Source organism: Streptomyces hydrogenans (genome assembly GCF_014656075.1).
Lineage (GTDB): Bacteria > Actinomycetota > Actinomycetes > Streptomycetales > Streptomycetaceae > Streptomyces > Streptomyces hydrogenans.
This window is the reverse complement of record NZ_BNBS01000163.1, coordinates 1-14771: the sequence shown is the minus strand read 5'-3', so window position 1 is coordinate 14771 and position 14771 is coordinate 1. Positions and strand designations below refer to the sequence as shown.

General features: G+C 73.3%; 11 protein-coding genes. 8 read left to right on the top strand and 3 right to left on the bottom strand.

Annotated features, from left to right (window positions below):
* Window positions 1-1063, bottom strand: a 1063-nt coding sequence (locus IE321_RS37450) for a serine/threonine protein kinase (RefSeq protein WP_190226193.1), incomplete at its 3' end; no start/stop codon positions are given.
* Between the two features lie 287 nt (window positions 1064-1350).
* On the opposite strand from IE321_RS37450, the gene IE321_RS37445 reads away from it, so the two are divergent.
* From IE321_RS37445 to IE321_RS37415, 7 genes are all read left to right on the top strand, one after another.
* On the top strand, window positions 1351-1782 hold the full coding sequence (locus tag IE321_RS37445; protein ID WP_190226192.1) for a hypothetical protein: 432 nt from the start codon (window positions 1351-1353) through the stop codon (window positions 1780-1782).
* 19 nt (window positions 1783-1801) lie between these two features.
* On the top strand, window positions 1802-4069 hold the full coding sequence (locus tag IE321_RS37440; protein ID WP_190226191.1) for a DUF6571 family protein: 2268 nt from the start codon (window positions 1802-1804) through the stop codon (window positions 4067-4069).
* 12 nt (window positions 4070-4081) lie between these two features.
* Entirely contained in the window at window positions 4082-4648 is a 567-nt protein-coding gene (locus tag IE321_RS37435; RefSeq protein ID WP_190226190.1) for a hypothetical protein, read from the top strand.
* Between the two features lie 127 nt (window positions 4649-4775).
* Window positions 4776-7019 (top strand): MMPL family transporter, encoded by a 2244-nt coding sequence (locus IE321_RS37430; RefSeq protein WP_190226189.1) that lies wholly within the window; start codon window positions 4776-4778, stop codon window positions 7017-7019.
* Window positions 6997-7551, top strand: coding sequence for a GNAT family N-acetyltransferase (locus tag IE321_RS37425; RefSeq protein ID WP_043219916.1), 555 nt, complete (start codon window positions 6997-6999; stop codon window positions 7549-7551). The genes IE321_RS37430 and IE321_RS37425 overlap by 23 nt, the downstream gene beginning before the upstream one ends.
* 168 nt (window positions 7552-7719) lie before the next feature.
* On the top strand, window positions 7720-7893 hold the full coding sequence (locus IE321_RS37420; protein WP_190226188.1) for a hypothetical protein: 174 nt from the start codon (window positions 7720-7722) through the stop codon (window positions 7891-7893).
* A gap of 7 nt (window positions 7894-7900) precedes the next feature.
* On the top strand, window positions 7901-10963 hold the full coding sequence (locus IE321_RS37415) for a helix-turn-helix transcriptional regulator (protein WP_229916742.1): 3063 nt from the start codon (window positions 7901-7903) through the stop codon (window positions 10961-10963).
* A gap of 44 nt (window positions 10964-11007) precedes the next feature.
* Here IE321_RS37415 and IE321_RS37410 read toward each other — a convergent pair whose 3' ends face one another.
* Window positions 11008-12150: a PQQ-dependent sugar dehydrogenase gene (locus tag IE321_RS37410; RefSeq protein WP_190226187.1), complete on the bottom strand. Its 1143-nt coding sequence runs from the start codon at window positions 12148-12150 to the stop codon at window positions 11008-11010.
* Between the two features lie 154 nt (window positions 12151-12304).
* Window positions 12305-13306 carry an aldo/keto reductase gene (locus IE321_RS37405; protein ID WP_043219922.1) on the bottom strand — a complete coding sequence of 334 codons (1002 nt, stop codon included), beginning with the start codon at window positions 13304-13306 and terminating at the stop codon, window positions 12305-12307.
* 75 nt (window positions 13307-13381) lie between these two features.
* Here IE321_RS37405 and IE321_RS37400 point away from each other — a divergent pair, with 75 nt between their 5' ends.
* The gene (locus IE321_RS37400; RefSeq protein ID WP_190226186.1) at window positions 13382-14344 is read left to right on the top strand and encodes a 2-hydroxyacid dehydrogenase; all 963 of its coding nucleotides are present in this window, start codon (window positions 13382-13384) and stop codon (window positions 14342-14344) included.
* Window positions 14345-14771 lie beyond the last annotated feature (427 nt).

Sequence of the window (14771 nt, the reverse complement as noted above, 5' to 3'; positions counted from 1 at the left end):
ACGTCGGGGGCGCGGCGGCGGGAGGCGCGGCGTCCCGGGGCGCGGTGGCGGGGGGCGGGGTCGGCGGGGGGCCCACCGGAGGGGCGGCCGGCAGCGGTGGCGGCACGGCCGCGGCGTCGGCCGGGCGGGGCGGAACCGCGTCCCGGGGGGTCGCCGGGCGGGAGGTGGTCGTGGTGGAGACCACGCCGTGCCGGACCTCCTTGACCCACGACGAGAGCAGCAGCGGGCGCTTGTCGGCGTCGGCCGCCGTGATGGCCAGCACCTTGCGGCGCTGGTCCTCGGGCAGCCCGGCGATCTGCGGCACGGCGGCGAAGGCGGCCGCGAGCTGCTCGGGCGTGGCCGGCGGGGACTGCCCGCTCAGCAGGAAGTAGGCGATGGCCCCGAAGGCGTACCGGTCGGTGGCCGGGGTCCGCTTGCCCTCGAAGATCTCCGGCGCCGCGTAGCCCGGGGTGAACCACACCTCGGCGGTCTGGTGGTCGGCGGTCAGCTTGCTGAGGCCGAAGTCGACGAGGGTCGCCTGGCCGTGCTCGTCGACCATCACGTTGCCCGGCGAGAGGTCGCCGTGGACGACGGTCCGGCCGGACGGCGTGGCCTTGCCGGAGTGCAGCCAGTCGAGGACGTCGGCGAGCTGTTCGAGGGTCCGCATGACCTCGCGCCGTTCGGCGGGGGTGGCCAGCGTCCGCTCGGCGCGCCAGTCGCGCAGGTCGAGGCCGTCCACGTGGTTCATCACGAGGACGAGGGCCCGGCCCGTGAGGGTGCCGGACTCGCCGGGCGCGTGGATGGGCGAGCCCTGGAAGTGCTCGCGCACCCCGACGACCCCCGGCCGGCTGACGAAGCGCAGCAGCTCGGCCTGCTCGTTCCACTTGCGGCTGACCCGCTCGAAGATCTCCGGCGTGATCGTGGTCTTCGAGTCGAGGACCTTGACGACGACCGGCTCCGTACCGCCCGCGAGCTCGATCTCCGCGAGATAGAGCACCGCCTCGCCGCCGCGTCCGATGGAGCGGAGCAGCCGGTAGCGGTCCGGTGCGGAGTCGGGTCCGATGTGGTGTGCCGACTTGCTCAACTTTCCCCCAAGGCACAGTGAATGACAGGGGGTCAGCTTGCCGCTCCGGAGGAGCCGGGGTCAACCGAAGAACCCCCGCCCGCGAGAAGTGAAACCCCCTGGTTATCCCCCCGCGACCCCACCCCGCCCCGCCACCTTCCCCCGTTCGCGACCGCGCACGCACTCCGCACCGAGGAAGGGGCGCAAGCCGACAAAAGGGCGGTCGAAGGCAAGGGGCGCCTGTTGCTTCCGTGAAGCGATCGACGCGCGCCGACTAGAATGCCCGTCCGGTCGAAGGAGGGGGTCCGATGTCCTGGGACGAGTGGGAGAAGCTCAAGTCCGCCACCGGCGAGGGGCGGCCGACGGGGATGCGCCTGAACGGACTTGACGGAAATGGCGGAGCCGCCACGGGTTCGGCGGATCTGGTGGTGAACCAGGACGACCTCGGGGCGATCGGCCACGAGGCGTACCTGCTGCACGGACGGCTCTCCAGGGACGGCGACCACGCCCGGCCCTCGACCTTCGACGCGTCGATCGCCCTCACGAACGGCAACTTCACCAGCGGCTCGGAGCTTCTGAAGGTGCACGACCGGTGGAACAGCCAGCTGCGTACGCTCCTGGACGCCTGCGCCCGGATCTCCAACCACCTCGACTACAGCAAGTCCGCCCACGCCAAGGACGACGCGGACATCGGAGGCCGACTGCTCTCCACGTCCAAGATCGACGAGTACTTCAAGTAGAGGACCCGGGGGAATCGCCGTGCTGACATTCGAGGACGTCGTCAACGCGCCCGTCGCCAAGCTGAAGCAGGCCGCGGACGACTGGTCGGAGATGGCCACCAAGCTGAAGACGCTCGCCACCGACGCCCGCGAAGGCATGAAGGCCAAGACCGACAAGGCCCAGTGGCAGGGCGTCAACTCCGACGTCACCCGGCCCTTCGTCGCCAAGACGGCCAAGGAGTTCGAGGACGCCGAGGCGCAGGCGAAGGGCATCCAGCTGCTGCTCGCCGACGCCCACACCTCGTTCCTGGCGGCCAGGGACGCCCTTGTTCGGATCAGGGACGAGGAGGGCCCGGCGGCCGGCGTCCACGTCGACGCGAAGGGCAAGGTCACGCCGCGGCACGACCTGGAGAAGGACGTGACGGCGCGCCACGACCCGGATCAGGCGGGCTACGCCGAGGCCGTGCGGAAGCAGAAGGCGGCCGTGGTCTCCTGGCAGGCGAGGATCGACCGCCTCGTCGAGGACTGCGCCGACGCCGACGACTCGCTGCGGCGCGCGCTCGCGGCGAACGTGAAGGACGAGCACGACTTCACCGCCCCCACGTACAAGAGCCTCGACGAGGAGCAGGTGGCCCGGGCCGCGGAGCTGCTGAAGAAGGTCAGCGGCGAAGGCGGCACGGCGCGGAACGTGGCCGAGCTGAAGGAGCTCGAAGACCTCCTCGACGACAACCGGAACGACCCCGAGTTCGCGACCGGCTTCTACCGCTGGGTGGGCCCCGCGGCCACGCTCGACGCCTACGCGGAGATGTCGCTGAACTCCACGTCCCTCGGCCCGGCCGGCAAGGACCGCGTCGACATGGTCCGCAACATCCAGTCCGACATGGGCGCCATGCTCGGCCTCGCCACCCAGAAGTCGACCCCGAACCACCTCGACGCCGTGTGGACCAGCGAGCTGATGAGGTCCGGTCGCAAGCAGCTCGACGTCCAGGGCGTCGGCTTCTCGCAGATCTACGGCTACCAGGCCCTGAGCGGCCTCCTCCGGGACGGCACGTACGACAAGGACTTCCTGGTGTCCGTCGGCCGGGACATGGTCGCCATGGACCGGGAGAAGCCCGGCGTCTGGTCCGAGTCCCTGCCCAGGAGCATGGACCAGCGCATCAACCTCGACGAGACCGGCGGCAAGGGTTTCAACCCCCTCACCGGCCTCATGGAGGCGATGGCCAACAACCCGGAGGCCTCCGCGGCCTTCTTCGACGAGCAGCTCCGCTCGGACACGAACAAGGACGGCATCGTCACACTGGCGGACGAGGAGCTCACGGGCAAGGACGCGAAGAGCGTCGTCGACCACATGCTCGACAAGAAGCCCGCGGACGACTACTACGACACGGTCTCCGGCGGCGAGCAGCACCCCGGCCAGGCGGCCACCGGCAACGCCCTGGAGGCGGCGGTCACCGGCCGCGTCCCCGGCGACGAGAACGCCAAGCCCGTGGAACACACCAAGACCATGGCGAGCGTCATGGAGAAGGTGGTCGAGAAGATCGGCAACGCGCCGGAGCTCGTGACGGACGAAGGACCCCTGGGCGGTCTCTCCCCGAACTTCGGCAACATGGCGGCGGAGTACATGCCCGACCTCCAGGCGGCCGCGGAGAACGGCGCCGATCAGGCCATGCCGTTCGGTGAGATGGCGAAGTTCAAGAAGGACGAGATGGCCTTCTTCCTCGGCGCGGTCGGCCAGGACCCGGATGCGTACGGCGCGATCACCAACGCCCAGCAGGCGTACACGACCATGCTGGTGGCCGACGTCTTCCAGCACCCTGAGCGGCACGGCGATCCCGGTGACGCACTGCGGAACGCCGTCCATCCCGGAGGCGAGATCGCGGGAATCATGACGGAGGCGAGGGCCCAGGCCGTCCACGAGGCCAAGGCCCACGAGGCGGAGGAGTACAACAAGGGCACGGAAGAGAACGCGAAATGGACCAACCGCATCATCGACATGGTCGGCGGGAAGTACATCGAGATGATCCCCGTCGGTGGTGACGTCATCACCTGGATCAAGGAGGACGTCACCGAATCCGCGGTGGAGAGCGCCCAGCAGGACAAGTCGGAAGAGGCGCGGCGTGAGACGGGTCGGGATTACACGGCCTCCGAGGATGCGGCGAAGACCGCGGCTGCGGCCGCGGTCGACGCGGCCGCACGAGGTACCGGCCTCACTCCCGAGCAGATCGAGGAGTATCGGGGCGTTGCTTCCGTCGAAGCCGGTACCGCTCATTCCGTCGGGCGCGACCTGATTTCCAGTACCAAGGGGTAAGGAGCGATGCGCGTGCTTCGGCTCGTGAAGGCGGCCAGGGTCGCGGTTATCGGTGTGGTGGTGTCGGCGCTTCTGGCGGGCTGCTCGGAGAGCGCGCCGAAGGCGGTTCCGCACCTGCCCGAGCGCGTCTGCTGGGGTGCCTTCTCCGGAAGCGAGGTGGCCGCCCTCCTGCCGGAAGGGAAGAAGGTCACCGTCAGCAACGATGCTTTCGAGATGACTGACAGCCTGGACTCGGAGACCTGCAGTGTCGACGTCGACGGGGCCACCCGGTTCATGGCGAATGCCAGGCTCCAGGAATTCGAGCGCTCGATCGAATGGTCCTCCTGGGACTCGCGTGATCCCCGCCCTCTCGATGTGGGCAAGGGGGGTGTCATCTGGGACGGGGGCGGTGCCACGCACTTCGCCTGCGAGCCGTCGACGTCCCCGTCCGACCCGGGGAAGTACATCGCCCTGTACGTCCACACCCTCGGGGGAGTCGACAGGGAGAAGATCAGGAGCGCGGTGCCCGGGCTCCTGAAGGAGTTCATGACCTTCGCCCAGCGCGAGCTGAAGTGCCCCGGAGGCTCCGCCGGGCGGTAGCGGCTCGGTGCCGGGCGGTAACGGGGCCATTTCCGCACTCTGTGAGGATCGACACGAAACGGGCAAACGATCACGTTTGGCTGCGAGAGTGGGCCGCGAGCACCGATCCAGGCAGGGAGCACGTCCTTTGGCAGCCATCGCACGGTGGTTCATCCGGCACCGCCTCGTCGCCGTTCTCCTGTGGGTCCTCGCCCTCGTCGGAGTCGGGGGCGCCGCCGTCCTCGCCGGCAGCGCGTACTCCAACGACTACGAGGTGCCCGGCACCGAGTCGGGACGCGCCACCGCCCTCCTCGACCGGGGCTTCCAGGGGCTCGGCGGCGACACCGACACCATCGTCTGGCACACCGAGCGCGGCAGCGTCCGCGCCGACGCCGTGCAGGAGCGGATCGGGCCGATGCTGGCGGAGGTCGCCGACCTGCCGGGCGTGGCCGCCGTCACCTCCCCGTACGGGAACGCGGCGGCGCCCGGGCAGGTCAGCGAGGACGGGCGCACCGCCTACGCCACCGTGACCTTCCGCGAGCAGGCCGACGACATCCCCGTCGGCCAGGCACAGGACCTCGTCGACACCGCGAAGGCCGCCGGGACCGACGGACTCCAGGTGGAGCTCGGCGGCAGCGCCGTCGCCCTCACCGAGAAGCCCGGCGGGCACATCGCCGAGGCCGTCGGCGTGGCCGTCGCCGCCGTCGTCCTCTTCCTCGCCTTCGGGTCGCTCGCCGCCTCCCTGCTGCCCATCGCCACCGCCCTGGTCAGCGTCGGCATCGCCTACTCCGGGATCGTGCTCCTCGGGCACGTCATGACCGTCGCCGACTTCGCCCCGATGCTCGGCATGCTCATCGGCCTCGGCGTCGGCATCGACTACGCGCTCTTCATCGTCACGAGGCACCGCAAGGGGCTGAAACGCGGTCTCGGGGTCGCCGAGGCCGCCGAGACCGCCGTCGCCACCACCGGCAGGGCCGTGGTCTTCGCCGGCGCGACCGTCTGCATCGCCCTCCTCGGCATGCTGATCCTCCGGCTGAGCTTCCTCAACGGCGTCGCCATCGCCGCCTCCCTCACCGTCGTCCTCACCGTCGCCGCCTCCGTCACCCTGCTGCCCGCGCTGCTCTCCCTCATCGGCATGCGCGCCCTCTCCCGGCGCGAGCGGCGCGCCCTCGCCGAGCACGGCCCGCAGCCCGAGCTGCCCACCGGCTTCGCCGCCCGCTGGTCCGCCTTCGTCGAGCGCCACCCCAAGCTCCTCGGCGCGGTCGCCGCCGTCGTCATGGCCGTCCTCGCGCTGCCCACCCTCTCGCTCCACCTCGGCACCTCCGACCAGGGCAACAACCCGGCGAGCGCCACCACCCGGCAGGCGTACGACCTCCTCGCCGACGGCTTCGGCCCCGGCGTCAACGGCCCCCTCACCCTCGTCGCCGACCTCGACGGCGCCGACGACCGGGTCGCCCTCGACCAGCTCCCGGCCGCGCTCGGCGCCACCAAGGGCGTCGCCTCGGTCTCGCCGGTCACCTACAACGGCTCCGGCGACACCGCCTTCCTCACCGTCGTCCCCGACTCCTCGCCGCAGTCGAAGGACACCAGCGAGCTCGTCGACCGGCTCCGCCAGGACGTGATCCCGGCCGCGGAGACCGGCACCTCCCTGGACGTCCACGTCGGCGGCATCACCGCCTCCTACGACGACTTCGCCGAGATCATCGTCGGCAAGCTGCCGCTCTTCGTCGGTGCCGTGGTCGCCCTCGGTTGCCTGCTCCTGCTGCTCGCCTTCCGGTCCATCGGCATCCCGCTGAAGGCCGCGGTCATGAACATCGCGGCCGTCGCCGCCGCCTTCGGCATCGTCGTCGCGATCTTCCAGTGGGGCTGGGGCAGCGAACTCCTCGGCCTCGGCAGCTCCGGCCCGATCGAGCCCTTCCTCCCCGTGATCATGGTCTCGGTGCTCTTCGGCCTCTCCATGGACTACCAGGTCTTCCTGGTCAGCCGGATGTACGAGGAGTGGCTGGAGACCGGCGACAACCGGCGGGCCGTCCGGGTCGGCCTCGCCGAGACCAGCCGGGTGATCAACTCCGCCGCGGTCATCATGATCTCGGTCTTCCTCGCCTTCGTCCTCTCCGGCGACCGGGTCATCGCGATGTTCGGCATCGCCCTCGCCGCCGCCGTCGCCCTGGACGCCTTCGTCCTGCGCACCCTCCTCGTCCCCGCCCTCATGCACCTGCTCGGCGGCGCCAACTGGTGGCTGCCCCGGAGCCTCGACCGGATCCTGCCCCGGATCAGCATCGAGCCGCCGGAGTGCCGGGTCGCCGCGGACACCCGTGCGAAGATCCCGGGGCAGCGCGTGACCGCACCGACCACGGAGGAGAACGAGGATGTTCGCGACATCGCTGGGTGACGGCGCCGAACTGCGGCCCCTGGAGCCCTGGCAGGCGGAGGAGTTCCTCGCCCACATGGACCGCGGCCGCGCCTTCGTCGGCGAGCACATCGGCCTCGCCGACGTCGTCCACGACCTCGACTCCGCCCGCGCCTTCCTCCAGGGCTACGCCGACAAGACCGCGCACGACGCCGGACGCCTCTACGGCATCTGGACCGACGGCACCCTCGTCGGCGGCGTCATGTTCCGCACCATGGACGTGGCCGCCGGCAACGCCGAGGTCGGCTGCTGGCTGGAGCCCTCCGCCGCCGGCCGCGGCCTGGTCACCCGTGCCTGCCGCACGATCATCGACTGGGCCGTCGAGCGGCGCGGGATCCACCGCGTCGAGTGGTACGCCTCCACCGCGAACACGGCCAGCACCGCCGTCGCCCGCCGCCTCGGCATGACCAGGGAGGGCGTCGTCCGCGAGAACTACACCCACCGCGGCATCCGCACGGACACCGAGATCTGGGCCGTCCTCGCCCCCGAGTGGCGCGCCGCCCGGACCGCCTGAGGCCCCCGGGAGGTACCTCGGGGAGTCCCTAAGGCACCCCCGGGCCCTCCCTAAGGCCCCCCGTACCCCGAACATGCGGCACTCGCCCGATGCCCCCGCACCGGCTGGGCGAGGAAGGTAGAGGCATCGCAAGGAGCGATACCGACACCACAGCCCAGGGAGCACCCCATGTTCGCGTACGAACTCCACCGCACCGCCCACGCCGAGCTGGTCCGCGAGGCCGCCGCCCAGCGCCTCGGCCGCGAGGCCGCCCGCGCCGCCAAGGCCGCCCGCCGGACCGGCCGCCACGAACCCGAGGGGCGGGTGAGCACCGGCAAGGACCGCTACACCACGGTCGCGTGACCCCCGTATGAGCGACCCGCTGGGCGCCTGTGCGATGCTCGGCGCCGTGGAGACCAGGTCCGTCAGTCCCGTCTTCGTCGGCCGCGCCGGCGAACTCACCGCCCTCACCGAGGCGCTCTCCCGCGCGACCGCGGGAGAGCCCCAGGCGCTGCTCGTCGCCGGTGAGGCGGGCGTCGGCAAGACCCGGCTCGTCGAGGAGTTCCGCGACGCGGCCTGCGACGCCGACGCCTTCGTCGCCCTCGGCGGCTGCGTGGAGCTCGGCGCCGACGGACTGCCCTTCGCTCCGTTCTCCGCCGCCCTGCGGACCCTGCGCCGGCGCCTCCCCGAGGAGCTCAGCGCCGCCGCCGACGGGCACGAGGGCGAACTCGCCCGGCTGCTCCCCGAGCTCGGCGACCCCGGCGGCTCCGACGCCGGCGACGAGGACGCCACCGCCCGACTCTTCGAGCTCACCGTCCGCCTCCTGGAACGGCTCGCCGCCGACCGCACCCTCGTCCTCGTCCTGGAGGACCTGCACTGGGCCGACACCTCCACCCGCCACCTCCTCACCTACCTGCTGCGCACCCTGCGCCGCGGCCGGATCGTGGTCGTCGCCACCTACCGCGCCGACGACATCCACCGCCGCCACCCGCTGCGCCCCCTCCTCGCCGAACTCGACCGGATGCGCACCATCCGCCGCATCGAGCTCTCCCGCTTCACCCGCACCGAGGTGCACCGCCAGCTCACCGGCATCCTGGCCGCCGAGCCCGCGCCCGGCCTGGTCGACGAGATCTTCGACCGCTCCGACGGCAACGCCTTCTTCGTCGAGGAGCTCGTCGCCTCCCGCTCCTGCGGCGACGGCACCGGCCCGCTCAGCGACTCACTCCGCGACCTGCTCCTGGTCCGCGTCGAGACCCTCCCCGAGGACGCCCAGCGGGTCGCCCGGATCATCGCCGAGGGCGGTTCCAGCGTCGAGCACGGGCTCCTCGCCGCCGTCTCCCGCCTCGCCGAGGACGACCTCATCGAGGCCCTGCGCGCCGCGGTCGGCGCCAACATCCTGCTCGCCGCCCCCGACGGCGACGGCTACCGCTTCCGCCACTCCCTGGTCCGCGAGGCCGTCAGCGACGACCTGCTGCCCGGCGAGCGCTCCCGCCTCAACCGCCGCTACGCCGAGGCGCTGGAGGCCGACCCGGGCCTCGTCCGCCCCGACGAGCGCGCCACCCGGCTGGCCACGTACTGGTACCACGCCCACGACCCGGCCAAGGCCCTCCCCGCCGTCCTCGACGCCTCCGTCGCCACCCGCAAGCGCCACGCCTACGCCGAGCAGCTCCGCCTCCTCGAACGCGCCATGGAACTCTGGGACGAGGCCCCCGCCGAGGTCCGCGCCGGCCTGCGCCCCATCGACTACGCCGAGTCCTACCCGGCCTGCGGCTGCGACCCGGACACCACCCCGCTGCGCCACCTCGACCTGCTCGCCGAGGCCGCCGTCGCCGCCCGCCTCTGCGGCGAACGCGAACGCGCGCTCAAGATCGGCAGGATGGCGCTCCGCGTCCTCGACGGCGACGACGAGAACGACCCCCTGCGCGCCGCCTGGTTCTGGGCCGAACAGGCCCGGCTCCAGTCCAACCTCGGACGCGGCGACGGCTGGACCGAGATCTCCCGGGCCCAGGAGCTCGTCAAGGGGCTGCCGCCCTCCGCCGTCCACGCGGTCGTCCTCGCCGGCGCCGCCGGCTGGGGCATGCTCCGCAAGCCCGGCCCCGACGCCCTCGCCGCCGCCGAGCGCGCCGTCGAGTACGCCCGCCTGGTCAAGGCCGAGGCGACCGAACTCAACGCCCGCCTCACCCTCGGCACCATCATGGTCGCCGCCGGCGACCGCGAGGCCGGCCTCGCCGAGATGCACGCGGTCCGCGAACGGACCACCGCCCTCGGACAGTTCCACGAGGCCGCCCGCGCCCACATCAACCTCGCCTCCGCCCTGGAGTCCCTCGGCCGCTCCGCCGAGGCCGTCGCACTCGCCGACGCCGGCCTCGAACTCGCCCGCAGGCGCGGCCTGGTGGAGTCCGCCGGCTGGATCCGCGGCAACAAGGCCGAGTCCCTCCACTCCCTCGGCCGCTGGGACGAGGCCCGGACCGAGGCCGAACGCCTCCTCTCCTCCGCCACCAGCACCAAGCCCCGCGCCTCCGCCCACCTCCGGCTCGCCCAGATCGCCGTCGCCCGCGGTGAGACGGCCGGCGCCCACCGCCACCTCGACGAGGCCCGCGCGGTCTACGGCACCCGCGATCCGATCCCGCAGTACACCCTCCCGCTGGCCGGCATCGACGCCGCCGCGGCCGCCGCCGAGGGCCGCCTCGCCGATGTCCGCGCCCGTCTCGTGGCCGCCGCCGACGCCGGTTTCCCGCCCGGCACCCACCGCTACGCCTGGCCCCTCGTCCTCGCCGCCGTCACCGCCGAGGCCGCCCCCCTCGGCCTGCCCGCCGCCGAGGAGGGCCGCGCCGAGGCGCTGGCCGTCGTCCGCCGCGCCGTCCGCGCCCTCGCCGCCCCCGCCCCCGTCTGGACCGCCCACGCCACCCAGGTCGCCGAGGAACTGGCCCGCGCCGAGGGCCGGGAGACCGCCGCCCGGTGGGCCGAGGCCGTCGACGCGTGGGCCCCGCTCGACCAGCCCTACCCGCTGGCCCGGGCCCGCCACCGGCTCGCCGACGCCCTCCTCACCGAGGGCGGCCGGCGCGAGGAGGCCACGGCCCTGCTCCGGCAGGCCCACGCCACCGCCGTCGCCCTCGGCGCCCGCCCGCTCCGCGAGGACGTCGAACTGCTCGCCGCCCGCGCCCGCGTCGCCCTCACCGCCGACCCCGGCACCCCGGAGACGGAGCCCGGGAGCGACGCCTTCGACGCCTTCGGCCTGACCCCCCGCGAACAGGACGTCCTGGGCCTGGTCGCGGCCGGCCGCACCAACCGGCAGATCGCCGAGGAGCTGTTCATCTCACCGAAGACGGCCAGCGTCCACGTCTCCAACATCCTCGCCAAGCTCGGCGTCTCCGGCCGCGGCGAGGCCGCCGCGATGGCCCACCGCCTGCACCTCCTCGACACCCCCCGCTGACCCCGCGCCCCGGCCCCGTACGGCACGCCCCCGGGCCGGGGCCGTCATCTCACGTCGAGCCGCAGGATCCGGTCGTCCCCCGTCTCCGGGGTGCCCCGGCCGTCCGTCTCGCTCGTCACCAGCCACAGCCCTCCGGACCCGTCCGCCAGGACCGTCCGCAGCCGCCCGTACTCCCCGCCCAGGAACGCCTCCGGCTCGCCGGACCGCTCCGCCCCCGACAGCGGGATCCGCCACAGCCGCTCGCCCCGCAGCCCCGCCATCCACACCGCTCCCCGGGCCCAGGCGATCCCGCTCGGCGATGCCTCCGAGGTCGGCCACTGCGCCACCGGATCCACGAAACCGGCCTTCCCGGCCGTCCCCTCGACCTCCGGCCAGCCGTAGTTCCGCCCCGGCTCGACCAGGTTCAGCTCGTCCCACGTGTTCTGCCCGAACTCGGCCGCCCACAGACGGCCTTCGGCGTCCCACGCGATCCCCTGCACGTTCCGGTGGCCGTACGAATAGACCACCGAGTCCGCGAAGGGATTGCCGGGCGCCGGCTTCCCCTCCGGGGTCATCCGCAGGATCTTCCCGCCGAGCGACGCCCGGTCCTGCGCCAGCCCGGTCTCGCCCGTCTCGCCCGTCCCCGCGTACAGCATCCCGTCCGGCCCGAAGGCGATCCGCCCGCCGTTGTGGATCGTGCCCTTGGGGATCCCGGTGAGCACCGGCTCCGGAGCGCCCAGCCGGTCGCCGGCCCCGCCTCCGTACCGCATCCGCACGATCCGGTTGTCCGACTCCGCGGTCAGGTACGCGTACACCCACCCCTCGCGCACGGCCAGGCCCATCAGCCCGCCCTCGCCGCCGGGCACCACGCCCGGGACCTCGCCCAGCGAGCGCTTCGCCCCGCTCCGCCCGTCCACCCGGGTCACCGTCCGGTCGTCCCGCGAGGAGACCAGCAGGTCGCCGCCGGGCAGCGCCGCGAGCCCCCACGGCGAGCGCAGCCCCTCGGTGAGCGTCCCCGCCACCGTCACCCGCCCCTCACCTGCGGCGGGCGCGGACGCGGACGGCCCCGGGCCGGACGAGCCGGACGCCGACGCGGACGGCGGCGTCCCGCCCCGCGGCCCGGTGTCACCGCCCGGGGAACAGCCCGCCGCGAACAGCAGCGCGGCGGCCGCACCCCCCAGGGCCTTCAGCACAGCAGGACGGCTCATGATCCGGTTCCCCTTCGACGTCGACGACGGAAGAGCGTGCGAGCGGCATCCCTTCCACTCTTGATACACCGCTCGCGCCGATCGAGTTCCCGCCTCCGGCCGACTTTCTCGGATCTTCTCGCACGTCCCCTCGAAACCGCAGGTCAGGGCGGTGCTAGTCCCAGGACTCCCGGGCGGCCGGCAGCGCCGCGAGCTCCGCCAGGTCCCCGGCCGTGAGCCGCAGCGCCGCCGCCCCGGCGTTCTCCACCGCCCACCGCTCCCGCTTCGTCCCCGGCACCGGCACCACGTGCCGCCCCTGCGCCAGCACCCACGCCAGCGCCACCTGCGCCGCGGTCACCCCGTCGCCGTGGCGCGCGGCCACCCGCCGCAGCCCGGCCACCAGCGGCTGGTTCGCGGCCATCATCTCGGCGGTGAAACGGGGGTGCCGGGCCCGCGGGTCGTCCGGCTCGAAGCCGCCGCCCGGGGTCAGCGTCCCGGTCAGGAAACCGCTGCCCAGCGGCATCGCCGCGAGCATCCCGATCCCGCGCGCCGCGCACCAGGGCAGCAGCCGCGCCAGCGCCTCCGGCGCCCACACCGACAGCTCGGCCTGCACCGCCGCCACCGGGAACACCTGCTGCACCCGGGTCAGCTGACGGATCGTTCCCTCGTACAGATCGCCGGTCCGCGAACGCCGGGTACGCCGCACCCCGACCGCGCTCAGGCCGAGCGCCCGCACCTTGCCCGCCGCCACCAGGCCCGCCATGGCCCCCCAGGTCTCCTCCACCGGGACCTCCGGGTCCGCGCGATGGAGGAGGTACAGGTCGAGGACGTCCGTCTGGAGCCGCCGCAGGGACGCGTCGCAGGCTCGGCGGACGTACTCGGGCCGTCCGTTGGCCACCACGTGCCCGTCGCCGACGAGCAGCCCGCACTTCGTCGACACGAAGACCTCCGCCCGGCGCTCCTTCAGCGCCCGCCCCAGCAGGAGCTCATTGGTGAACGGCCCGTACATGTCGGCCGTGTCGAGCAGGCTCACCCCGGCGTCGAGGGCCGCGTGCACGGCCCGCAGCGAGCGGTCGCCCCGCTGTTCCGAGCGGCCGTAGGCCCAGTTCATCGGCATGCAGCCGAGGCCGATGGCCCCCACGTCGAGCGCCGTCGCCCCGATAGTCCTGCGCTCCACGTGCCGCTACCCCTCCTTGTGCCGCCCCCCAAAGTAACCAATGGCGTGCGGGTTTCTTCGCATAGCCTCCCGGTCATGACACTCGCACCCACCACCGCCGACGTGTGGCTTCCGATCCCCGCCGACGAGATCGACGGGCTGCCCGACCCGGGCGCGTCGGGGCTGAACTACCGCTTCTGGGACGGCGGGGCCGACTTCCCGGCCGATCCCGCCGACTGCGCCTTCTACGTCGTCCCGTACATGAAGGGCTCCGCGATCGCGGTCCGGCCGCTCGCCGCGATGACCTCGCTGCGCGTCGTCCAGACCCTCTCCGCCGGCATCGACCACGTCGTGCCCGGGCTCGGTTCGCTCGGTTCCGGCGTCTCGGTCTGCAACGCCAAGGGCGTCCACGAGGCCAGCACCGCCGAGCTCACCCTCGCCCTGATCCTCGCCTCCCTGCGCGGCATCCCGCGCTTCGTGCGGGGCCAGGACGCCGAGGAGTGGCGGGACGGCTTCTACCCGGCGCTCGCCGACAAGTCCGTCCTGATCGTCGGGTACGGATCGATCGGCTCGGCGATCGAGGACCGGCTCGCGCCCTTCGAGTGCGCGCGGGTGGCGCGCGTCGCACGCTCCGCGCGCACCACGGCCCGCGGCCCCGTGCACGCCCTGGCCGATCTGCCCGCCCTGCTGCCCGAGGCCGACGTGGTGGTGCTCTCCACTCCGCTCACGCCGGATACCCGGCACCTGGCCGACGCGGGTCTCCTGGCCCGGATGAAGGACGGGGCGCTGCTCGTCAACGTCGCCCGCGGCCCGGTGGTCGACACGAACGCCCTGCTCAAGGAGGTGGAGAGCGGGCGGATCACGGCGGCGCTCGATGTGACCGACCCGGAACCGCTGCCGGCCGGACACCCGCTGTGGCACGCTCCCGGTGTGCTCCTCACGCCCCATGTGGGCGGTTCCACTTCGGCGTTCATGCCGCGGGCGAAGCGGCTGATCGCGGCGCAGGTCGGGCGGTTCGCGGCGGGGGAGGAGCTCGCGAACGTGCTCCGCACCACCTGAGCCCCGCCGCCCGGAGCCGTCCGGCCGTGCGCGCCCCCGCCGCGCGCCGCCCGCAAGCCCCCCGGTAGTCACGGAGAGTACTGCGACCCTGTCCCTGAGTGACGGTCCTGGTGTATCGTCCCGGATCGGGGGACTGCGTCGTGTACGGGCTGACGCTGGGGAGCGAAGTGACGGGTCATCAGATGCCGAGGGGGGTGACGGGTGAAGCACGGCCGACGGACCATCGGTCCGGCGCGGCGACGCCGCCGACGCCTCTCCCGCGCCTCGCTGCCGGTCTCGCGCGGTCGGTGCCGGACCAGGCCGCGCCCCACCGCGCGGAGTGCCTGGACGGCACGCCGCCGCACACCGACGCCACGGGCCTGCCCCGCGTCCCGGACGCCTGCCCCGACGGCGGCACCGGGGCGCCGCGGCCGGCGGACGCCGTCCC